The sequence below is a fragment of the Paraburkholderia sp. Ac-20340 genome, from assembly GCF_017104965.1.
Taxonomy (GTDB): Bacteria; Pseudomonadota; Gammaproteobacteria; order Burkholderiales; family Burkholderiaceae; genus Paraburkholderia.
The window spans coordinates 45,480-65,970 of record NZ_JAAGPR010000028.1 but is presented as its reverse complement, the minus strand read 5'-3'; the positions used below and the strand labels follow the sequence as shown (position 1 = coordinate 65,970).

The window sequence follows — 20,491 nt, the reverse complement described above, 5'->3', positions numbered from 1 at the left end:
TCCGCGGGCAAGGTTGATCGTCGCGTTCGTGCGAGTTGAAATGCGCCAACGGCCAGGCGCAAATCGATATTCAGGCCTGGTGGGTTTTTGAAAGAAGTGAGAAATTTTCATCGTGATAACTGGATGGAATCGATGGGGTATTTGACTGAGGAATAGTCCGAATTTCCGCTTTCTGTACACACGCCTTCAGTTCCCCCGCCACCTGTCGTTAACCACTAGAGCGCGCGCCCGCAGCCCACGCGTGCGTTCAAGACCACCCATCCAAATATTCGATAAACGTCGCCCCATAAGGGTGCCTGGAGCTAACCGCGTGTTTGCCCGACTCTCTATTTCCGTCCGGCTGCGCATTGCAGTCGGCGTTCTGGCCACATTGATCGTCGCGGCCGGCGTTGCCGGTCTGGTCGGCATGTCGCATTCGAATGCGGCGCTTGGCTACGCCTATTCGAATCAGCTTGCCGCCGCGATCGACATCGGCAAATCGAATCTCAATCTGACGATCGCGCGCACCACGCTCGACCGCATTCTGTTGCACCCCGATTCGCCGGACGTGCCGCAACTGCTCGACAAGGCGCAGACCTATCTCGACACGTCGCACAAGGCGTGGGAAAGCTATCGCGCACTGCCGCACGATGCGGACGAACAGGCGCTCGCCGATCAGGTGCAGACGGCCCTAAGCGCGATGCTCGAACAAGGCATCCAGCCGCTGATGGCAGCGGTTAAACAAGGGGATCGCGCGGCGCAGGACGACATTGCGATGAAGCGCATTCCTCCGTTATCGGTGTCGCTCACGAAGGCGTCGGCGGCGCTGGAACAATCGCAAAAGGCGCGCGGCCAGCAGACATTCGATGGCGCGACGGACTTCTATGCGGCGTTGCGCGTGGGCAGCATCGCGCTGATCGTGATCGGAATGGCTGTGGCGATGGTCTGTGCCATCGGCCTGCATCGCGCGATTGCGGTGCCGCTGGCCAACGTGCTTGGCGCGCTGCAACGCATCGCGGCCGGCGACCTGAGCGCGCGTCTGGAAGTGCGCTCGCAGGATGAAATGGGCCAGTTGGTTGCCGGTCTGCAAGTGATGCAGGAAGAACTCGCGCGCACGGTGCGCAAGGTCACGCACAGTTCGGAATCGATCGCGACCGCCACGCGCCAGATCGCCGCCGGTAACGACGATCTTTCGCAACGCACCGAAGAACAGGCCGCATCGCTGCAGGAAACCGCTGCCAGCATGGAGCAATTGACGGCGACGGTGAAGCAGAACACGGAACACGCGCGCACGGCGCAGTCGCTTGCGGGCAGTGCGCAGGAAGTGGTCGGGCGCGGCACGCTGGTCGTCGGCGATGCGGTGCAGACGATGGATCGCATCGACCGCAGTTCGCAAAAGATCGCGGAAATCACCGGCATTATCGAAGGCATCGCGTTCCAGACCAATATTCTCGCGCTCAATGCCGCCGTTGAAGCGGCGCGCGCCGGCGAAGAAGGTCGTGGTTTTGCGGTCGTGGCGGGTGAAGTGCGTTCGCTGGCGCAGCGTTCGGCGGCGGCCGCGAAAGAGATCAAGACCTTGATTGGCGAATCGGTGGAACACGTGGCGTCGGGCGCGCAATATGTGCGCTCGGCAGGCGTGACGATGAGCGAGATCGGCGATTCGATCACCCGCGTGAACACCATCATCACCGAAATTGCCAACGCTTCAGAGGAGCAGCGCGACGGCATCGAACAGGTCAATCTCGCCGTCTCGCAGATGGATCAGGTTTCGCAGCAGAACGCGGCGCTGGTCGAGGAAGCCGCGGCGGCGGCAATGTCGCTGACCGAGCAGGCCGACGCGTTGCGCGACGCCGTGGGTGTGTTCAAGGTCGTCTGATAGCGTTTTAGCGTTTGCCCATGCTCTGCGCGAAGGCTATCGCGCAGAGCATGCCGGCTAGCGATACTTGTCCAGAAACGCGAGCGAGTATTCTTCCCACGCTTGTTCAAACGCTGCCGTCGCGCCAGGTCCGGCCTTGCGCAGCGCCAGATGATCCAGCCAGTTCGCCTTCCAGAGCCCTTCGGGCGCACCGATATCCGCGTTGATGACGTGCGCGAGGCGGCCCACTGCATCGCCGCGCGCGCTCTGCGTTCCAATCCAGGTCTTGAACGTCGTGACCATTACCTGCTCCTTTTCACTTTCTTGCGAGACAGGTAGCAGGATAGGCAGCAGGTGGCGCGCTTTATATCGAATGAATTCGAGAGTTGATGCGGCTGTGTGCGGGGTGAGCGCTGATCGCCCCACCCATTCAAACCGGATTCAACGCCGCCTCCCCCTTGAGCACCGCAGCAATATTGTCTAGCGCCGTGAAGCCCATCTGATCGCGCGTTTCGATCGTGGCGCTCGCCATATGCGGAGTGAGAAATACGTTGTCGAGACCGGCGAAACGCGGGTCCACATTCGGCTCGTTGCGATAGACATCCAGCCCCGCGCCAAAGAGTTGCCCGGATGTCAACGCTGCATACAGCGCATCTTCATCCACGAGTGCCCCACGCGCAGCGTTCACGAATACGGCGCCTTTCGGCAGGAGTCCGAATTCCTTGCCGGTCATGACCGGCAGACCACCGCCCGGCACGTGCAGCGTCAACACCTGGCTGTGCGGCAGCATCGCTTCGAGGCTCTCGTAGAACGTTGCGCCATTTTCAATGGCAGGCGCTGCGCGCTGGATATCGGTGTAAATCACACGCATGCCGAAACCCTGCGCGCGCCGCGCAACCGCGCGGCCAATGCGCCCAAAGCCGACGATACCCAGCGTCTTACCATTCAATCGCGTGCCGAGCATATCGGTCATGCCGAACGATTTGCCCCAACCTGCCCGCATGATGCGCTCATATTCCGCCGCGCGACGGCACGCAGCGAGCATGAGCAGCAATGTGAAATCGGCGGTGCATTCGGTTAGTGCGTCGGGCGCGTTGGTCACGACGATACCGCGCTCGCGCGCCGCCGCGACATCCATATGATCGACGCCTGCACTGGCATTCGCAATGATCTTCAGGCCTGGCGGCAGTGCCGCAATGTGCTCGGCCTGCAGCCCGGATTTTTTGCCGATCAGCACCGCCGGCAAAGCGTGCTTCGTGCAAAAGTCGACCACGGACCAGGCGTCCATATCGGCGTCGGTCACGTAAGCGTGGAATTCAGTTTCTGCTCTCTGGGCAACGGCAGTGGGAACCTTGCGTGCGATGAGGAGCCTGGTGCGGTGATTGTCCGGCATGGTGCTTTCCTTTGGTCGAGAGACGGGGAGAGACTACGAAGACGCATGCCAGCGCGTCAATCTTGATTCGATCAATCAACTTATTCCTTGCTTGTCCTGGCGAGCTCTGGCATTGAGTTTTGGCCCTTAATTGATGGGCGAAATTCGCGTATTCCCTGGTCTGCCGTTGCGCCTGTCGCGCCCTCCTCGCCTCCCGCACTGCATCGGGACAATCCCTGATGGGCGCCCCTGCAGTAAAGACCTTTCATGTTGATTCAACCAATCAAGATTGCTCGGCGTGTTGCGCGAGTGCAATTCTTTTTCCGTGTTCAACCGAATCGACATGAGGACGGGAAATGTCTGCATCGAAGCCAATTGCAGCAGTCACCGGCGCGGGTTCCGGTATCGGCCGTGCCGCGGCCATTGCGCTGGCCCAAGCCGGGTTCAGGCTCGCGCTCATTGGGCGCCGAATCGAGCCGTTGCTGGAAACGAAAGAAGCCATCGGCCTGATGAATGGCGAGGCGCAACCCTTTCCCGCCGATGTAACGGACGCCGCCTCCGTCGACAAGGCATTTGCGCAGATCGCCGAAACCTTCGGCCGCCTGGATGTGCTGTTCAACAATGCGGGCCGCAACGCAGGTGCGGTGCCGCTCGAAGACTACGAACTCGATCTCTGGAACGACGTGGTCGCCACCAACCTCACGGGCGTGTTTCTCTGCGCACGCGCGGCGTATCGGCAAATGAAGACGCAATCGCCGCAGGGCGGCCGGATCATCAATAACGGTTCGATTTCGGCGCATTCGCCGCGTCCCAATACGATTGCCTATTCGGCGACCAAACACGCCGTCACGGGCATTACGCGCTCGATTGCACTGGACGGGCGCGCATTCAACATTGCCTGCGGGCAGATCGATATCGGTAATGCGGCCACGCCGCTCACGGAGCGTATGAACCAAGGCGTGCTGCAGGCCGACGGCCGCATGGCGCCCGAAGCGCGCATGGATGTCGCGCATGTGGCGAATGCGGTCGTGCATATGGCGAAGTTGCCGCTCGAAGCCAATATTCTGGACATGACCATCATGGCCACCACCATGCCGTTCGTCGGCCGCGGATAGTCCGCATCAGCGGATCACAAAAGAATAAAAACCGCCCAAGACATGGAGACACCGATGAAATACGCAGAGGAACAACCGTTGCCGGCGGGCACTCCGGCTTATGCGCATAGCGCGAAACGCACGAAAGTCCGCTATGCCGTGCTGTCGATGCTGCTGGTCGCGACCATACTCAATTACGTCGATCGCTCTGCGCTTGGCATCGTCGCGCCGTCGTTATCGAAGGATCTCGGTCTCAACAAGATGCAGATGGGCGAACTGTTCGCGGCATTTGGTCTGGCCTATTCGATTGCGCTCGTGCCGGGCGGTGTGCTCACCGATGTGCTGGGTTCGCGCATCGCCTATGCACTCTCTCTGGTGGGCTGGTCGTTCGCCACCCTCACACAAGGTTTCGCGAATGGCTATCACATGCTGCTAGGCTCGCGTCTTGCGATGGGCGCGCTCGAAACACCGGCCTTTCCTTCGAATACGCGTGCCGTGACGTTGTGGTTTCCGGTTCAGGAGCGCGGCTTTGCCACCAGCGTCTATGTCATGGGGCAATACATCGGCACACCGCTTTTCACGGGCTTGCTGCTGTGGATTTCGTCGATGTATGGGTGGCGCTCGGTATTCTTCGTGACGGGCGCATTCGGCATTCTCTTTAGCGTGCTCTGGTATCGCACGTATCGCGATCCCTTCAAACATCGCGCCGTGAATGCCGCAGAATTGCAGCACATTAACGAAGGTGTGCCGCCCGCCGCGCGCAAACCGCGCGATAAATTCAACTGGCGCATGGCGCTCAAACTACTCGGCTATCGGCAGATTCTCGCTATCTGTCTCGGCAAGTTCTGCAATAACACCTTGCTGGTTTTCTTCACGACCTGGTTCATGACTTATCTGATCGAGGCACGCCATATGTCGATGATCAAGGTCGGCATTTTTCAGGCGATGCCGTTTCTCGGCGCGACGATCGGCATTCTTAGCGCGGGGTTTTTCTCGGACTTTTTCATCCGGCGCGGCGTATCGGTTTCCACCGCACGCAAAGCCCCGCTCATCGTCGGGACGCTGCTGGGTGCATCGATTGTGCTGGTCAATTTCGTCGAATCGAATGAGTTAGTGATTGCCATTCTGACGATTGCCTTCTTCGCTCAAGGCGTGGGTTCGATGTCGTGGGCCGCAGTCGCGGAAATCGCGCCGCGCCAGTATGTGGGCCTGACCAGCAGCATTACGAGTCTCGCCGCCAATATTGCGGGCGTCACCACGCCGCTCATGATTGGCTATATCACGCAGCACACCGGTCACTTTTATTGGGCACTGAATCTGATGGGTGCGATCTGTCTGATCGGCACGCTTTCGTATTCCGTCTTCCTCGGCAAATTGTCGCGAATCGAACTCTAAACCATCGCCAAGCGGATAAATCATGATCGAATTCAAATGGGACCATCTGCAACTCTGTTCGACCGATGCAGAAAATACGGCAGCGTGGTTTGCCCGTTGCCTGAATGCCGAAATCGTGCGGCGTCCCGGGCGCGTGGATCTGCGCATCGGCAATATCAATCTGTTCATCACGCCGCTCGCACAGGCGGCATCTCACGACGCGCCCATGAAGCGCGAAGGTATCGATCATTTCGGCGTAACCGTGGATGATCTCGACGCGGCCTTCGCCCATCTCACGCGTTGCGAAGCGCAGATTGTCGAACCGATCCGGCAAATCCGGCCCGGAGTGCGCGCATGCTTCGTCCGTGCGCCAGGCGAGGTGCTGATCGAAGTCCTCGAACGCCGCCCCGCGGAGATGACTTTTCAGTGAAAAGCCGTCAAGATGGAGCCAGGCCGGGCGCGACGCACGGCCTTTCCTCCTTCATCGCCGCGCGTACTCCCATGCGAAACTGGATCACTCTGGCCGAAGCCGCCCGGCAACTCGGCGTGCAGGCACAGACGGTTTATGCCTATGCAAGCCGCGGGAATATCGCGGTGATGCCCGATCCGCATGATCCGCGTAAAAGTCTCTATCGCGCCGACGATGTCGCGCGTCTGTGCCGCAAAAAGCAGGTGGGCCGCAAACGCGAGGCGCTGGCCGCCGGCACGATATTCGGCTCGGAGCCCTGCATTTATAGCGGTATTACCACGTTCGCGAAGGGACGGCCCTACTATCGCGGGCGCGACACGATCCGCCTCGCGGAACACGCCACGCTGGAAGACGTCGCCACGCTGCTGTGGAATGCCCGCGCACCGATTGTCTTTCCCTTCGAATCCGCCGATCTGGCGCTTCACGGCGAAACGCGCGGGCGGCAGTGCGCTTTCACATCGCTCGCGGCGCTCACGGCCAATGGCCATTCCACGCTCGGACGCACGGATGCGGCACTGCATGTCGAAGCCGGTCAACTGGTCGCCACCGTCGCGCAGGCATTCGGCGCGCGCAGCGACAACGCGGGCACGCCGCTACACGAAAGACTCGCGCTTGGCTGGGGCCAAAAGGCCGATGGCGCCGCACTCATTCGCAAAGCGATGGTGCTGGTCGCGGATCACGAGATCACGAGTTCAGCGTTTGCCGCGCGTATCACGGCCTCCACGGGCGCGTCGCTGCCGGGCTGTCTGTTGACGGGTTTATCGACGTTTTCCGGGCCGCTGCATGGCGATGCTTCCGGGCGTGTGCGCGCCGTATTCGACGATGTGAACCGCTTGGGCGCCGAGCACGTCGTCACGCATCATCTGCAATCGGCGATTCCCATTCCCGGCTTTGGGCATCATCTTTACCCGGACGGCGATCCGCGCGCCACGGCACTACTCGACGCCATCGAGCCGCCAGGCGAACTCGCTGCGTTTATCGCCAAAGTGGAAAAACTCACGGGTCTGAAACCCAATATCGACGTCGCGCTCGCGGCGCTTGCCGCGCAATTGAATCTGCCTCGCGACGCCGCGTTTGCCTTGTTTGCGACAGCGCGCTGCATCGGACTATTGGCGCATTGCATCGAGCAATTGCGGGTGGGGAAAGTGATTCGCCCGCGTGGGCGCTATACCGGCCCCGCACTGGAGGAGCCCGCCGCAGAGCGGGCAATACAAGGCGATGCCGATGCAATCGATGAACAGATGTTGCAGAAGAACCGGCTTTTTAAAGCGGTTGACGGATGATCGAAAGATCAAAGGATGTTCAACGTCTCTTCGATCTTCACGCTCTCCGCAACGTCTGCGATGGCAACTCGCCAAACAGCCCGCGATATTCGCGCGCAAAATAACTCGGATGCGTAAAGCCCCATTGCGCGGCGGCATCGCCAACCATCAACTCATCCTGGCTCGTCGAACGCAATAACCGTCGCACCGCATTGAGCCGCACCGAACGCAGATACTCCACCGGCGAGACATTGGCAACACGCTGAAAACTCGTTTGCAGCGTGCGGCGGCTGCAGCGCAGCGCCACGCATAAATCCAGCACCGTCTGCGGTTCGTCGGCACGCTGTTGCAGAATACGTTCGCTGCGCGAGACGATCTCGGCGTAAGTCGCATGCGTCAAGTCGCGCTTTTGCGCATACTCGGGATTGAAAAGCTCCAGCAGCATGCTGAGAATTTCATCGCGAAAGCGCTTGCTCGCCACGGGATTCGCAAATGCTTCCGGCTGCTGCCGGAACGCGTCGAGAAAGCGCGACAACTCTATGCCAACGCGCTCACCCGCATCCGTATCGACCGGCAGCAGATTTCGACCTAGCAGCGCAGCGGCGCCATCGCCCAGCACGCACTGCGCCAGCGCGCGCATTTCATCGGCGGGAATACTTGCGCCGAGGTAATACATCGTCTCTGGCGTATAAAAGCGGAAATCCTCGCCCGGTCCCAACAACCAGAGCGCGTAACCATCGAGCCTGCAGCCCTGGAATGTGCCGGAAACCGGCCGCTGCAACGGCAACGCAATCGACGCAAAACCGCGTGGCGCAATGCCCGATTGCGCCACGCTTCGATTGGTCGATTCGCGAAAGAAAAGAAAGTCCGCCGCCTGCGCCTGCATGACGACACTCTCGAAGCGCCCAGGCGTGAGTTGGCTATAGACCTGCTCCCACCCGTTCACCGCGGACGAATGATCGTGCACATCGGACAACGCCCGAATCCTGAACTCCATCGCCATTCTCCCGCGCTACGCCTCGCCGCTTTTCCTGTGATCGCGTACCAGGAAAAATCAGGCAAAAGCCAGATAATGCTTCACGAAACCATCGGAAATCACTTCCCAGACCGTCGAGGTGCCCTTGGTCACGAACCACGAATCGCCGGCCTTATACGTGCGTGTTTCGCCGCTCGATTCATCGGTCAGACGCACTTCGCCCTGCACCACGGTCGCCTGTTCCGAGAACGGATAGACCAGACGGAACTTGCCCTGATTCGTGCCGAAATAAGCGGCCGAAATAGCGTCGGTGGGCGCGCCGTGCGTCATCTTGCCGAAAGCGCCAATCTCGCCGCCTTCGAGAATCTGCGCGCCGAGGTCGCTCAGTTTGCCCCATGCGTCGAGGTCGGAAAGTTGAATGCCTTGCTGGATTGCGGTGAGACTCACGTTTGAAAACTCCGTGTGAATAAATAAAAGTAGCAGCGCTCAGCGGCGGCCGTGCCAGTAACCCGACGTCTGGTGCATCACCTTGCCGAGCGTGACCAGCAGCGCGCGATATTGATCCTTGCCGCGAATGCTGGCGCGCGGAATCGAACTCACGAGCCGGTAACGATCCGATCCGCCCAGAATGCCTTCGGACAAAATCTTGCAGATGATCTGGCTGGGCGTGACGCCAAAGCCCGAATAGCCCTGCACGAAATATGCATTCGGCCTGTCCGGCAGCGTGCCGATCTGCGGGAACAGATTGAGCGTCGATGCCATCGGCCCGCCCCACGCCAGATCGATCTTGACGTCCTGAAGATACGGAAAAACTTCGAGCATCAGCTTGCGATTCCATTCCTTGAGATCGGTTGGAATATGCTCGACCAGCGACGTGGAAGAGCCAAACAGCAAGCGGTTTTCGTTCGTCACGCGGTAGTAATTGATCACCGGACGAATATCGCTATACGCGCCGCGAATCGGGCTGATACGTTCGATCAGTTCGTCGCTCAACGGCTCGGTCATCGAGTTATAGGCGTAGACGTTGATGGTGCTTTTGTGCAATTCCGGCTCGATGCCGTTATTGAAGCCATCGCAGGCCCAGACGATCTTCTTCGCGCGCACGCTGCCTTTTGCGGTGCGCACGTGGATCGTGTCGCCGTAGGTAATCTGCAGGGCCGGGCTGTATTCGAAAATACGCACGCCATAGATTTCGGAAACAGCCTTCGCCTCGCCCAGCAGCAGATTCAGCGAATGCACATGACCGCCACCCATATGCAGCAGACCGGCGTGATAGACATCCGATCCAATCAGTCCTTTGACGTCCGCGCCTTCCACATAGCGAATCTCATGCGGGCTGCCCAGCGACTTGAAATCTTTCTCCCAGCTACGCAGCGTTTTTGCCTGGCGCGCGTTGTAGGCCAGATAGCCGTAACCGCTGCAAAAATCGGCGTCGATGTTGTAGCGCTCGATACGCTCGCGCATGATCTGCGGGCCCAGATCGCTGAGCGCGAAGATCGTGCGCAAGCCCTCTTCGCCCACGTCCTGTTTGATAGCGTCGAGATCGTGGCCGATACCGGCCATCACCTGGCCGCCATTGCGCCCGGTGCCGCCAAAACCCAGGTAACGCGCTTCGAGCACCACCGTATCGGTCACGCCCTGTTCGGCGAGTTCCAGCGCGGTATGAATGCCCGAAAATCCGCCGCCGATAATCACGACCTCGGCCTGAATATCGTTTTCCAGCGAGGGAAAACTCAATTCGTATTTCCGGGTCGCCGTGTAGTACGTCGCAGTTTCATCTGTGTGCATCGTAAATCCTGCTGGCGCATTGCACCGTCAAAACGTGTGTCATTAATCGGGCAGCGCCGCTGCGCGGCTTCCCGTCCAACCTGCGGCCGCCCTCGGCAATAAAACCTCAGGCCACCGCAAAATAGTGTTTGACGAAGCGTTCGGTATGAATCTCCCAGCTCACCGGCGTGCCCTTTTGCACAAACCAGCTATCGCCCGGGCCGTAACGCATCGATTCGCCGGTCAGACCATTGCGCAGTGTGACTTCACCCGCTACGACAATCGCCTGCTCCGTGAACGGATAGACCATGTCGAAGCGGCCTTGCGTGCAGCCAAACCAACCGGCGCTGACCGGCGAAGTGGGCGAGCCGTGTGTGAGCAGGCCGAAGACCTTGAGTTCGCCTTCCAGAATCGTCGCGCCGAGGTCGGCGACTGTGCCCAGTGCTTCCATATCCGGCACGCTTTCGCCGGCTTTGATGCTGTACATCGTGCTGCTCTCCGTTCGGGTTTAAACGACTGTAAGTGCCCAAAAACGGGGAGCGTCAGCACAGATTGGCAAGCTGAAGCGTCCCAGGGATAATCAGGACGCCCGCCCGACTTCCTTAAAAATTCACCCGAATGCCGGCCATGACCGCCAGTTGCCGGTCGGAATTGCTATTCACGAGATTCGGAATCTGCGCGTAATTGGTGCTCGCGCCCGTCTGCGAATCGATGCCCAGCCCCGCGCCCGACGACTTTTGCGCAATCGCCACCGCATAAAGCGCGGTCTGTTTCGAGAGCGAATAGTTCGTGCCGAGGTTGATCTGATGAATACGCGTCGAACTTCCGCCGCTGACCTTCGCGTTGTTGAAGATATAGGCCGCAGCCACCGTCCATGCAGGCGTGACCGTGTACACGGCATTGAGTTCGGCGATATCGAATGAGACATCGGAACCGGACGGATTCGCGCTGCTGGCGAAATACTGGCTGTTTTCCAGGCGCGTATGCGTATAGACCGCCGCCAGCGTAGTTTTATCGATCACGACCGAGCCGCCCACGCCCCACGCTTTCATCGACGACGCATTCTGCAACTGGCAATAGGAGGCATCCGCATTGGAACAGGCCAGATCGCCGATATAACCGCTCGCGCCGCCCAGCGCCGCATCGAGCGGCTGGTTCAACGACAGATAACCTGCGCTCAGCGAGAACGGCCCTTGATTGAAGGCCGCCGCCAGCGCATAGCCGCGCTTCGTGGCAAAGTCCCCCGCCTGACCGCCAAAACTGAACGTGCCGCCGAACGTAAAGCCGCCAAAATTCGCGCTGGTGAATTTGAGCGCGTTATTGAAATTGAAGGCTTCATTCAAGTTGTCGATATCGCCGAAATGCGAACCGTACAGGGTCGCCCAGTTGTTGCTGGACGCGTAGACGCCCAGAAAATCCGAATACGAATCGTATTGGCGGCCTGCGGTGAGCGTGCCGTAGCGCGCGTCGCCCAGACCGACCCACGCCTGCCGGTTGAACAGCGAGCCGCTTTGCAGCATTGCGCCGGTGCCGGTCAGGAACTGGTTTTCGAGGTCGAAGCTCGCTTTCAGACCGCCGCCCAGGTCTTCGCTGCCCATCAAACCCCAGCGCGAAGGCACGAGGTTGCCGCCGCTCATCTGCACTGCGTGGCCGCCGTGAACCGAGCCATCGGCGCTGGTCGTCTGCTGGTTGGTCGAGTAGACGAGGCCGGCATCCACGGTGCCGTACAGCGTGACGCTGCTTTGCGCCCACGCGCCGCCAGAGATCCACATAATCAGGATTGCTAATGCTTTGCCGGTCATTTTATTGTTCATCGTCGTTTTGAATCGTAGGGTCGTGAGTGAATGTCCACGGCATGGCGGTGACGACCATGCGGAACTCCGGCAGATAAAGCGTCGGCGCTGCGTCGCGCTCAGTGGCAATGTAGAAGGCCAAAAATGCCGAACGGCAGCACAAATCGGCAAGCCGCATGCGATATGGGGAAAACCCGCGCTGGTCGGGCGCAATGAAGATTGGGAAGCAGAATGGGTTTTTGACGCCGCCCGCATTGCGCCGCGCCGCCGGTAAAATCACCCGGCTTCATCCGCAATCCGCCCCCAAGGACCCCATCCGATGAAACTCCACCAGTTGCGCGTGCTGCTCGCCCTCGCGCAGCACGGCAGCATGCATGAGGCGTCGCGCAGCCTGCACGTCTCGCAGCCCGCGCTGTCCAAAGCGGTCGCCGAACTCGAGCGCGAACTGGGCGTCACCTTGATCTCCCGTTCCGTGCGCGGCGTGAGCCTCACGAATTACGGGCGCGCGCTCGTCAAGCGCGCGAGCGTCGTCGAGCATGAATTGCGGCACGCGCTGGAAGATATCGAATCGATGCGCGGTCACGCCGAGGCGCAACTGAATATCGGTTTTTCCGCCGTCGCGTCGAGCGGCCCGCTGCCCGAAGCCATTGCGGCATTCCGTACGCGTTTTCCGGCCGTGACGATCCGCGCCTATGAGTTGCGTCCGCAACAGATTCAGGAAGGCCTGCGCGAAGGCCATCTGGATCTCGGCCTGATTTCCACCAACAGCGGGCCAGGCACGGCCGCGTTCCAGTGGGAGCCCTTGTTTTCGGTGGGCATGATCGTGGCGGCGCGTCCCGGCCATCCGCTGGGCCGCACCACGCGCATCCGCGCGCTGGCCGAAGCGGAATGGCTCACGCTCGATCCGCTCGACGATCCCGGCAGCCCGCTTGCCAGCCTCATGCGCCTGCACCGGCTGGAGATGCCGCGCAAGGTGGTGCAAAGCGGCTCCAACCTGCTGGGTCTGCAACTGGCCACCAAAACGGATCTCATCAGCGTGTGGTCGGATTTCGTGTTTTACGGCGGCACCGGCCCGCTCAAACTCGATCCCGAAGCGCTCAAGCCGCTGCCGATCCGCGACGATCTACCGGATTACGACGTCTATATGGTGTATCGATCCACCGATCTCATGACGCAGACCTGCCTCGAATTCAGTAAGGAAATCCGCCATCGGGGCCGGCAAATGGTTTCACCCCGCCTGTCCCCTCGGGTCACGCCCGAAACTGCCGCACAAGCCGCCCCGCGTGGCAGAAAGACGTCAAAAGCGTCGAGCGAATCCTCTGGCTAAAACTTTCAAAACTTCCGCGATTTAACGCATAAGTAATAAATTCGTAATTGGGGAGTAATCGTTCGTAACCATAATCCGCCGCCGTGATTTCAGTTTTCTAACGCTCGTTCGCGAGCCCTCACGACGACGGAGCCCCTTGCATGTTCGCTTCACGCACCCGTTTTCCGCTGCGCCTCGCGGTGCTTTCCAGCGTTGCCGCGCTGGCCGCCTGCGGTGGCGGCAATAACAACAATTCGACCACGGCGGCCACGCCGAATCCGCCCGCCGACCCGGGTTTCGTCGATAGCGCGGCCATTCCCGCCGTCCCCGCTTTCGTCGATAACATCGCCACCAACCAGCGCGGCGACGCCCGTTACGCCACGCTCGCCACCAACGCCGGCGTGCGCGTGGGCGCGCGTTTTCTCGACCTCTGGCAGCCGCTCACGCTGCTCGTGGATGCGGGCGTGTCCGCCACCGCGAACGGCTCGTTCCCGGCCGTCACGCAATCGACGTGGACCGGCGTCCCCAACGACGGCACGCCCGGCGGCGCGATCCTGAACAGCACGGTGCTCGGCGCGAACGTGCAATACGTGGTCACCGCCACGACGAACCGCACGCAGACGCAGGCCGACGCGGCCTATTACGACGACCGCCGCGGCAAGGGCTATAGCGTGACCGACGGCATGGGCCCGCTCACCACCGTCTGGCGCACGGCCGCGCAGCAGACCACCAGCATCACCTCGATTCCGGGCGACGCCACCACGACGCTCTACAACGATTCGGGCAACAACATCGGCGTGGGCAGCACGACCAACACGAGCTTCGGCAAGGTCGTCGATCTGCTCAGCACGATGGGCAACAACGCGTCGACGGAACCGGCCAAGCGCTTCTACAAATACGCGCGCCCGTTCCGCTGGAGCAGCAGCGTGGTGGTCGATCCGACGCTCGTCCCGGCGATCAGCACGACGCCCGCAACCGACGGCGGCTTTATCAGCGGTCACGAAGCCGAAGCGATGCGCGACGCCATGACGATGGCGTACCTCGTGCCCGAGCGCTTCCAGGAAATGGCCAGCCGCGGTCTCGAACTCGGCGAAAACCGCATTCTCGCGGGCATGCATTCGCCGCTCGACGTGATCGGCGGGCGGATGTTCGCGCTCGCGGCCACGGCGGCGAATCTCTACGATCCGGCCAACGCCACGCTCAAGAGCGCGGCCTATACGCAGGCGCACGACACGCTCATGCAGTTGACCAGCACGAGCGCGACGAACTTCGCCACCTACGCGCATTCGGGCACGACCACGACGGACCGCTTCGCCGACTACGCGACCAACAAGTCCGAATTCGCGCGCCGCATGACCTTCGGCTTCTCGCAGATCGAATCGACCGAAGCGCCGCCGGTGGTGCCCAAGGGCGCCGAAGTGCTGCTCGAAACGCGCTTCCCGTACCTGAGCGCCGACCAGCGCCGCGTCGTGCTGAAGACGACCGAAATCGCTTCGGGCTACCCGGTCATGGACGACGACGAAGGCTGGGGCCGTCTGAACATGTTCGCCGCCGCCGACGGTTATGGCGTGTTCAACGGCAGCGTGACGGTGTCGATGGACGCCACCAAGGGCGGCTTCAATGCAGCCGATACGTGGCGCAACGATATCTCCGGCTCGGGCAAGCTCACGCTGCAAGGCAGCGGCACGCTCAAGCTCGCGGGCAACAACACGTATAGCGGCGGTTCGCAGGTGACGGGCGGCGTGCTCGAAGCCGATTCGGCCAACGCATTCGGCAGCGGCGACGTGTATGTGGGCGGCGGCGCCGTCGCAATCGCAGCGAGCGCCACGCCGGTGACGGTCACGGGCAAGTACACGCAGCTCGCCGGCACGACGTTGCAACTCGCGCTCGACGGCAACGGCGGCGGGCGTCTGCGCGTGGGCGGCCAGCTCACGATCGCAGGCGGCACGCTGCACGTTTCGTTCGTGAACGGCTATACGCCGAAGGCCGGCGACACGCTCGACCTGATCGACGGCAGCGGCGGTGCGAAGCAGTTCACGACCATCAATGTCGATGGTTTCAAGGCCACGCCGGTGTACACGAACACGGGCGTGTCGGTGAAGCTCTCGGCGTCGTGATTCGCTTGTTTTAAAGCGTAAAAAAGCCCCGGCGCGTCGACACGCCGGGGCTGAGTGCTTGCCACGCTACAGGCAAAAAACGAGCTGCAAGCTCTGCGGGTTTTAAGGGGTGATGACCCAGGCACTCGCGCAGTAATCCTGATGCCCGATGTCGACAGATCTGGATGTAAGCAGCGTCGGGCACTGATGCAATTATTCAATCCGGCCGATGCAGCGTATAGAAGCAGTTGCGCGCGAGCCCATCGCAGCAGCGCGCAAAATGCCGCATGCAGACATGATCCGGACATGAGGATTCCGTAGCAGATTCGTGCGCATCATCGTAGGATGCAGAGTTTTCGACCTGATCGCCGCGCGCCTGCCACCCCGATGCATCGATACGAAACCCTCGCGCACACCATGGCCGAAGAGATCCGCTCCGGCAGCATTCCCGTGGGCGCGCGCATGCCTTCCTTGCGCCACGTGATCGCGCAACATAACGTGAGCCAGGCCACCGCCACGCGTGCGTATTATCTGCTCGAAGAATGGGGGCTTGTGCGCGCGCAGGAGCGCTCCGGCTATTACGTGGCGCCTGGTGCGGGCGTGTCGTCCCCAACGGCTGAACGTGTATCGCTTGCCACGGCTGGCAAGGTCGATATCAGCGATCTCGTGTTTTCAGTGCTCGACGCCGCGCGCGAGCCCGATATCGTGCCGCTCGGTTCCGCGTTCCCCTCGCCGCAACTCTTTCCGCTCGAACGTCTCGCGAAATCGCTCGGCACGGCGGCGCGTCATCTGAATGCGTGGAGCACGGTGGTCGATCTGCCGCCCGGCAACGAGGCGCTGCGCCAGCAGATTGCGCTGCGTTATATGGGCATCGGCATCGCCCAGCCGATGAATGAAATCGTCGTGACCAACGGCGCGCTCGAAGCGCTCAATCTTTGTCTGATGGCCGTCACGCGTCCGGGCGATTGCGTGGCGGTGGAATCGCCCGGCTTTTACGCGGCTTTGCAGGCGATCGAACGGCTCGATCTGCGCGCCGTGCCCATTCGCGTCGATCCCGTCACGGGGCTCGATCTCGATGCGCTCGCGGCGGCGCTGGAGCGTCATCCGATCCGCGCATGCTGGTTCATGACCAACTTCCAGAACCCGACCGGCGTGACGCTCGGCGTCGATAAAAAGCGCGCACTGGTGGAGCTGCTCGCGCGCCACGACGTGCCGCTGATCGAAGACGATGTCTACGGCGAACTGCATTTCGAATCGGACTATCCGCTGCCCGCTCTTGCGTTCGACAAGCACGGCCTCGTCATGCATTGCAGTTCGTTTTCGAAGACGCTCGCGCCGGGATATCGCATCGGCTGGACGGCGGCGGGACGCTACGCGCAGAAAGTGCAGCGCCTCAAGCTGATGTCCACGCTTTCGGCGAGTATTCCCGTGCAGGCCGGGATCGCCGATTATCTGCAGCACGGCAGTTACGATCGCCATCTGCGCAAGGTGCGTGCGGCGCTGCGCGCGCAACTCGTCGAAATGGAGCGCGCGATCCGGCGCTGGCTGCCGCGCGGCGTGCGCTATGCGCGGCCAGGCGGCGGCTATTTCGTATGGCTCGAATTGCCCGAGGCTATCGATGCGATGGCACTGCACCGGCTTGCGATTGCGAGCGGCGTGAGTCTCGCGCCGGGGCCGATTTTTTCGCCCGAGCATGGCTTTCGCAATTGCATCCGGCTCAACTTCGGCCATCCGTGGAGCGACCGGATCGAAGCGGCCATGCGCGGGCTCGGCAAGCTGCTGACCGATCCTGCGGTGCGTGTGTCGCGTTGAGCCAACGCCAGACTTTTGCCGGGTGTCGTAAGATGGGCTCTCCAATGCTTTCTGGATGAGTCGACAGGTATGCCACTTACGGGACGAGGTGCGAGCGCAGCACTGCAGTGCGAGGACGACGCGATGGACTGGTCACGGGTCTGCGCCAGCGATGAGGTTGCGGCGGGTACGGCGCGCGCCGTGACGCTCGGCGCGCTGCGCCTCGTGGTCTGGCGCGATGGCGAAGGCGACGTGCACGTCTGGGACGACCGCTGCCCGCATCGCGGCGACCCGCTTTCGGGCGGCGACGTGAGCGGCGGCCTGCTCACCTGCCCGTCGCACGGCTGGCGCTTCGACGTGAACGGCCAGCAGGTGCGCATGTTGACGGTGGCCTCGCAGCGAACGGCATCGCAGCGCTGCACGAGCGCCAACGATGCCACGGTTCATCCCGCGCGCGAAAGCGACGGCTTTGTCTGGGCCTGCATCGACGCCCTCTCCGCCACGCCCGCTTGACGCCACGTCACGCCACGTAATTCCGCTTCGGATTCCGCGCCGGATTCCGCTTCATGCGCGCTGCAAAACAAGGCGCGCTTCCAGACCGCCGCCCGCGCGGTTATGCAGCGAAAGCTGCGCGCCCATCGCCACCGCCAGTTGACGCGCGATGGCCAGCCCCAGCCCGGTGCCGCCCGTGCCGCGATTTCGCGACGTTTCCAGCCGGTAAAACGGCTCGAACACCGCTTCGAGCGATTCCGCGGGAATGCCCGGCCCACGGTCGAGCACCGAGATCGTCACCTGCCCTTTGAGCGGCCCATCCAGCACCGCGATCTCCGCCGCGCCCGCAAACTTCAGCGCGTTATCGACGAAATTGCCGACGATACGTTTGAGCGCCTGGGCGCGCGTCACCACCGCGAGCGGCGCACCGGCATCGGCGCGTGTTTCGTAACGCACGTCGCTGCCCGCATCGATGTAATCGAACACGAGGCTGTCGAGCAGCGCATCCAGATCGAGCCGCACGGGCACTTCAGCCGCGCCGTGCAGCGTGCGCGCGTAGGTGACGCCTTCTTTCACCAGTTGCTCCATCTCCTGCAGATCCTGGCGGAGTTTCGAGCCCTGGTTATCGTCGTCCATCACATCCACGCGCAGACGCATGCGTGTGATCGGCGTTTGCAGATCGTGCGAAATGGCCGCGAGAATCTGCATACGCTCGGCCATATAGCCGGAAATACGCGCCTGCATCGCGTTGAATGCACGTGCGGCGCGGGCAACTTCGGAGGGACCGTTTTCATCCAGATGCTCGGCCTTGAGGTCGGGGCCGAGTGTATCGGCGGCCTGTGCGAGCGCCTTGAGCGGACGCGTCGCCACGCGCACCGCCAGCCAGCAGCAGAACGCCAGCACCACCAGTTGCACCGCCAGCACCAGCGGCAGCCAGCGCGAAAGCGGCAGCGCATGTTGCGGGCGCACGTCGATCGTGAGCGGCGTGCCGTCGCTCAGATGCAGATGCACCTGGAAGTGTTCGTCGTGGCCGGGAATTGCGTTGGCCGTCATTTCGTAGTGTTTGCCGATGCCTTTCGATATCGCCGATTCGTAGCGTTTCGACAGTTGCGCATCGGGCGCGACACCGGGCACGCCCTCGCCCAGCACGAACGCATAGCTGCGCCGCGCGAGCTTCGGCAACCACGCGGCGCGCTCGGCGGCCGGCAGATTGTCGAGCAGCGCGACCGAACTGGCCACTTCGCGCTCGACGTAATCCATCATCATGTTGGCGGTGGTTTCGTCGCGTTCGGTGAGCGTGAGCCAGACCGAAAGCGTCTGCGTGAGCGCGAGTCCCAGACACAGAATCAGCGCGAGCCGCGCGAACAAGGTACGCGGCCAGTGCAGGAAATGGCGCGCCAGGCCTTCGTTGCGGGCCGATGCCTGAGTCACCTGCGGCGCGTGCTGGGTGGCGGCGCTCATGTCAGCCCTTCTTCGATCACATTCACCGACGCCGAGAACACATAGCCCTCGTTGCGCAGCGTCTTGATGTAACGCGGTTCGCGCGCGCCGTCGCGCAGACGCTGCCGCAAGCGGCTCACCAGCAGATCGATCGAGCGGTCGAATGCATCGGCCTGACGCCCCTGCGTGAGATTGAGCAACTGGTCGCGCGTGAGCACGCGCTGCGGATTGTCGAGAAACACGCGCAGCAGGCGATATTCGGCGCCGGAGAGCGCCACGAGCATGCCTTCCTCGTCGAGCAGATGGCGCGCCGTGGTGTCGAGCCGCCATTCGCCGAACGCGAGCATCGTCGCCGTTTCCGTCACCTGCATGCCGGGCGGCAGCATGCGCGTGCGGCGCAGCACCGAGCGGATGCGCGCCAGCAGTTCGCGCACGGCGAAGGGCTTGGAGAGGTAATCGTCGGCGCCCATTTCGAGGCCGACGATACGATCCGTTTCTTCGCTGCGCGCCGTGAGCATCAGCACCGGCACGGCGCGAAAACGGCTCGCGCGCAGATCGCGGCAGAGCACGAGACCGTCTTCGCCGGGCATCATCAGGTCGAGCACGATGAGGTCCGGCGCGCCGTTCTCCAGCGCCGCGCGCATCTCGCGGCCATTGGCGGCCACCGACACGCGCATGCCGTTCTTTTCGAGGTAATCCGCGATCAGTTCGCGGATGCCGCGATCGTCGTCGACGATCAGAATGTGGTCGATTTTTTCCATGCGCCGATCATACTCCGCGCTGCGCGAGCCGACGCGCACCGTGCCGCCGGTCGTCATCGCTATCGTTTTCGGGGTCGTTGCTGGCTTCGTTGTTCTCGCGACGCGTGGCCGTGGTCAGCGTGCAGACCAGCGGATGCACCGCTTCGTTCGCCAGGCCGCCCGCCAGCAGCGCGAGCATTGCAAACAGCCGCCTCATGCGTCCTCCACCACCGAAAGACTCGCGCCGTCGTTGATGCCCGCTTCAAGCGCATAGACATCCACGCCATCGATGCAACCCAGATTCACGCGCCACAGTCTGGGATCTTTGCGCGTCTGATGAAACGGATAGATGCCGCAGTGTTTGCAGAAATAGTGCTTCGCCACCTGCGTGTTGAACTGATAGAGCGTGAGGTCCGCTTCGCCGGTCTTGATCGTGAGTTCGGCGGCGGCGAACGGCGGCGACATCAGCGCGCCCTTGCGGCGGCACAGGCTGCAGTTGCAGCGCGAAGCGGGCGTAGGCGCGGTGCGGACTTCGAAGCGTACCGCACCGCAGTGACACGAACCGTGCAGGACTTCGGCGTTCATTCCGGCGCTCATGGTGGTTCTCCTCGATGCATCGTTGGCGATGGAAGCTTTATAGCGCAGCGCCGCCAGCGCTTTGTATCCCAATGTATCTGCCTGTACC

Annotated in this window: 21 protein-coding genes; 9 read left to right on the top strand and 12 right to left on the bottom strand. The window is 61.9% G+C overall.

The genetic code is table 11. The annotated features are described in order from the left end of the window. The first annotated feature begins 310 nt into the window (after window positions 1–310). On the top strand, window positions 311–1,855 hold the full coding sequence (locus G3N59_RS27690; RefSeq protein ID WP_205986016.1) for a methyl-accepting chemotaxis protein: 1,545 nt from the start codon (window positions 311–313) through the stop codon (window positions 1,853–1,855). Window positions 1,856–1,912: 57 nt separating this feature from the next. Here G3N59_RS27690 and G3N59_RS27685 read toward each other — a convergent pair whose 3' ends face one another. Both G3N59_RS27685 and G3N59_RS27680 read right to left on the bottom strand, forming a co-directional pair. Beyond that, window positions 1,913–2,137, bottom strand: coding sequence for a hypothetical protein (locus G3N59_RS27685; protein ID WP_205986015.1), 225 nt, complete (start codon window positions 2,135–2,137; stop codon window positions 1,913–1,915). Window positions 2,138–2,264: 127 nt separating this feature from the next. Further along, complete coding sequence (locus tag G3N59_RS27680; RefSeq protein WP_205986014.1) at window positions 2,265–3,227, bottom strand: D-glycerate dehydrogenase; 963 nt, start codon at window positions 3,225–3,227, stop codon at window positions 2,265–2,267. A 335-nt stretch (window positions 3,228–3,562) separates the two neighbouring features. Here G3N59_RS27680 and G3N59_RS27675 point away from each other — a divergent pair, with 335 nt between their 5' ends. From G3N59_RS27675 to G3N59_RS27660, 4 genes are all read left to right on the top strand, one after another. Then, the gene (locus tag G3N59_RS27675) at window positions 3,563–4,321 is read left to right on the top strand and encodes an SDR family oxidoreductase (protein ID WP_205986013.1); all 759 of its coding nucleotides are present in this window, start codon (window positions 3,563–3,565) and stop codon (window positions 4,319–4,321) included. 54 nt (window positions 4,322–4,375) lie between these two features. Next, window positions 4,376–5,695 carry an MFS transporter gene (locus G3N59_RS27670; RefSeq protein ID WP_205986012.1) on the top strand — a complete coding sequence of 440 codons (1,320 nt, stop codon included), beginning with the start codon at window positions 4,376–4,378 and terminating at the stop codon, window positions 5,693–5,695. Between the two features lie 22 nt (window positions 5,696–5,717). Beyond that, window positions 5,718–6,104, top strand: a complete 387-nt coding sequence (locus tag G3N59_RS27665) for a VOC family protein (RefSeq protein ID WP_205986011.1) — start codon at window positions 5,718–5,720, stop codon at window positions 6,102–6,104. Window positions 6,105–6,175: 71 nt separating this feature from the next. Continuing rightward, window positions 6,176–7,426, top strand: a complete 1,251-nt coding sequence (locus tag G3N59_RS27660; RefSeq protein WP_205986010.1) for a citrate synthase — start codon at window positions 6,176–6,178, stop codon at window positions 7,424–7,426. Between the two features lie 37 nt (window positions 7,427–7,463). Here G3N59_RS27660 and G3N59_RS27655 read toward each other — a convergent pair whose 3' ends face one another. The 6 genes from G3N59_RS27655 to G3N59_RS27630 form a co-directional block, all read right to left on the bottom strand. Next, a complete protein-coding gene (locus tag G3N59_RS27655; protein ID WP_205986009.1) occupies window positions 7,464–8,402 on the bottom strand; it encodes a helix-turn-helix domain-containing protein in 939 nt (312 codons plus the stop codon). 57 nt (window positions 8,403–8,459) lie between these two features. Beyond that, a complete protein-coding gene (locus tag G3N59_RS27650; protein WP_205986008.1) occupies window positions 8,460–8,828 on the bottom strand; it encodes a cupin domain-containing protein in 369 nt (122 codons plus the stop codon). A gap of 39 nt (window positions 8,829–8,867) precedes the next feature. Beyond that, window positions 8,868–10,169, bottom strand: coding sequence for an FAD-binding oxidoreductase (locus G3N59_RS27645; protein ID WP_205986007.1), 1,302 nt, complete (start codon window positions 10,167–10,169; stop codon window positions 8,868–8,870). A gap of 106 nt (window positions 10,170–10,275) precedes the next feature. After that, on the bottom strand, window positions 10,276–10,635 hold the full coding sequence (locus G3N59_RS27640) for a cupin domain-containing protein (RefSeq protein WP_205986006.1): 360 nt from the start codon (window positions 10,633–10,635) through the stop codon (window positions 10,276–10,278). A gap of 115 nt (window positions 10,636–10,750) precedes the next feature. Continuing rightward, window positions 10,751–11,950, bottom strand: coding sequence for a porin (locus G3N59_RS27635; protein WP_277397944.1), 1,200 nt, complete (start codon window positions 11,948–11,950; stop codon window positions 10,751–10,753). Window position 11,951: 1 nt separating this feature from the next. After that, entirely contained in the window at window positions 11,952–12,221 is a 270-nt protein-coding gene (locus G3N59_RS27630) for a hypothetical protein (RefSeq protein WP_205986004.1), read from the bottom strand. A 39-nt stretch (window positions 12,222–12,260) separates the two neighbouring features. Here G3N59_RS27630 and G3N59_RS27625 point away from each other — a divergent pair, with 39 nt between their 5' ends. From G3N59_RS27625 to G3N59_RS27610, 4 genes are all read left to right on the top strand, one after another. Continuing rightward, window positions 12,261–13,268, top strand: coding sequence for a LysR substrate-binding domain-containing protein (locus G3N59_RS27625; RefSeq protein ID WP_205986003.1), 1,008 nt, complete (start codon window positions 12,261–12,263; stop codon window positions 13,266–13,268). Between the two features lie 140 nt (window positions 13,269–13,408). Further along, window positions 13,409–15,364 carry a phosphatase PAP2 family protein gene (locus tag G3N59_RS27620; protein WP_205986002.1) on the top strand — a complete coding sequence of 652 codons (1,956 nt, stop codon included), beginning with the start codon at window positions 13,409–13,411 and terminating at the stop codon, window positions 15,362–15,364. 366 nt (window positions 15,365–15,730) lie between these two features. After that, entirely contained in the window at window positions 15,731–17,155 is a 1,425-nt protein-coding gene (locus G3N59_RS27615; protein WP_205986001.1) for a PLP-dependent aminotransferase family protein, read from the top strand. Between the two features lie 123 nt (window positions 17,156–17,278). After that, entirely contained in the window at window positions 17,279–17,647 is a 369-nt protein-coding gene (locus tag G3N59_RS27610) for a Rieske 2Fe-2S domain-containing protein (protein ID WP_205986000.1), read from the top strand. Between the two features lie 51 nt (window positions 17,648–17,698). Here the strand turns inward: G3N59_RS27610 and G3N59_RS27605 are convergent, their stop codons facing one another. From G3N59_RS27605 to G3N59_RS27590, 4 genes are read right to left on the bottom strand one after another with little or no spacing between them, the layout of a single operon-like run. Continuing rightward, window positions 17,699–19,087, bottom strand: coding sequence for a HAMP domain-containing sensor histidine kinase (locus G3N59_RS27605; protein WP_205985999.1), 1,389 nt, complete (start codon window positions 19,085–19,087; stop codon window positions 17,699–17,701). Then, a complete protein-coding gene (locus G3N59_RS27600) occupies window positions 19,084–19,827 on the bottom strand; it encodes a response regulator (RefSeq protein ID WP_205985998.1) in 744 nt (247 codons plus the stop codon). The genes G3N59_RS27605 and G3N59_RS27600 overlap by 4 nt, the downstream gene beginning before the upstream one ends. A gap of 7 nt (window positions 19,828–19,834) precedes the next feature. Then, window positions 19,835–20,023 (bottom strand): hypothetical protein, encoded by a 189-nt coding sequence (locus G3N59_RS27595; RefSeq protein WP_205985997.1) that lies wholly within the window; start codon window positions 20,021–20,023, stop codon window positions 19,835–19,837. Next, the gene (locus tag G3N59_RS27590) at window positions 20,020–20,391 is read right to left on the bottom strand and encodes a GFA family protein (protein WP_205986064.1); all 372 of its coding nucleotides are present in this window, start codon (window positions 20,389–20,391) and stop codon (window positions 20,020–20,022) included. The genes G3N59_RS27595 and G3N59_RS27590 overlap by 4 nt, the downstream gene beginning before the upstream one ends. Between the last annotated feature and the right edge of the window lie 100 nt (window positions 20,392–20,491).

What these genes read in the sequence shown, in the direction of transcription:
- G3N59_RS27595 (WP_205985997.1), bottom strand. Translation starts at nt 20,023, where the DNA reads ATGAGGCGGCTGTTTGCAATGCTCGCGCTGCTGGCGGGCGGCCTGGCG.
- G3N59_RS27620 (WP_205986002.1), top strand. Translation starts at nt 13,409, where the DNA reads ATGTTCGCTTCACGCACCCGTTTTCCGCTGCGCCTCGCGGTGCTTTCC.
- G3N59_RS27615 (WP_205986001.1), top strand. Translation starts at nt 15,731, where the DNA reads ATGCATCGATACGAAACCCTCGCGCACACCATGGCCGAAGAGATCCGC.
- G3N59_RS27625 (WP_205986003.1), top strand. Translation starts at nt 12,261, where the DNA reads ATGAAACTCCACCAGTTGCGCGTGCTGCTCGCCCTCGCGCAGCACGGC.
- G3N59_RS27655 (WP_205986009.1), bottom strand. Translation starts at nt 8,402, where the DNA reads ATGGAGTTCAGGATTCGGGCGTTGTCCGATGTGCACGATCATTCGTCC.
- G3N59_RS27645 (WP_205986007.1), bottom strand. Translation starts at nt 10,169, where the DNA reads ATGCACACAGATGAAACTGCGACGTACTACACGGCGACCCGGAAATAC.
- G3N59_RS27600 (WP_205985998.1), bottom strand. Translation starts at nt 19,827, where the DNA reads ATGGAAAAAATCGACCACATTCTGATCGTCGACGACGATCGCGGCATC.
- G3N59_RS27610 (WP_205986000.1), top strand. Translation starts at nt 17,279, where the DNA reads ATGGACTGGTCACGGGTCTGCGCCAGCGATGAGGTTGCGGCGGGTACG.
- G3N59_RS27605 (WP_205985999.1), bottom strand. Translation starts at nt 19,087, where the DNA reads ATGAGCGCCGCCACCCAGCACGCGCCGCAGGTGACTCAGGCATCGGCC.
- G3N59_RS27680 (WP_205986014.1), bottom strand. Translation starts at nt 3,227, where the DNA reads ATGCCGGACAATCACCGCACCAGGCTCCTCATCGCACGCAAGGTTCCC.
- G3N59_RS27590 (WP_205986064.1), bottom strand. Translation starts at nt 20,391, where the DNA reads ATGAACGCCGAAGTCCTGCACGGTTCGTGTCACTGCGGTGCGGTACGC.
- G3N59_RS27670 (WP_205986012.1), top strand. Translation starts at nt 4,376, where the DNA reads ATGAAATACGCAGAGGAACAACCGTTGCCGGCGGGCACTCCGGCTTAT.
- G3N59_RS27675 (WP_205986013.1), top strand. Translation starts at nt 3,563, where the DNA reads ATGTCTGCATCGAAGCCAATTGCAGCAGTCACCGGCGCGGGTTCCGGT.
- G3N59_RS27640 (WP_205986006.1), bottom strand. Translation starts at nt 10,635, where the DNA reads ATGTACAGCATCAAAGCCGGCGAAAGCGTGCCGGATATGGAAGCACTG.
- G3N59_RS27635 (WP_277397944.1), bottom strand. Translation starts at nt 11,950, where the DNA reads ATGACCGGCAAAGCATTAGCAATCCTGATTATGTGGATCTCTGGCGGC.
- G3N59_RS27660 (WP_205986010.1), top strand. Translation starts at nt 6,176, where the DNA reads ATGCGAAACTGGATCACTCTGGCCGAAGCCGCCCGGCAACTCGGCGTG.
- G3N59_RS27685 (WP_205986015.1), bottom strand. Translation starts at nt 2,137, where the DNA reads ATGGTCACGACGTTCAAGACCTGGATTGGAACGCAGAGCGCGCGCGGC.
- G3N59_RS27665 (WP_205986011.1), top strand. Translation starts at nt 5,718, where the DNA reads ATGATCGAATTCAAATGGGACCATCTGCAACTCTGTTCGACCGATGCA.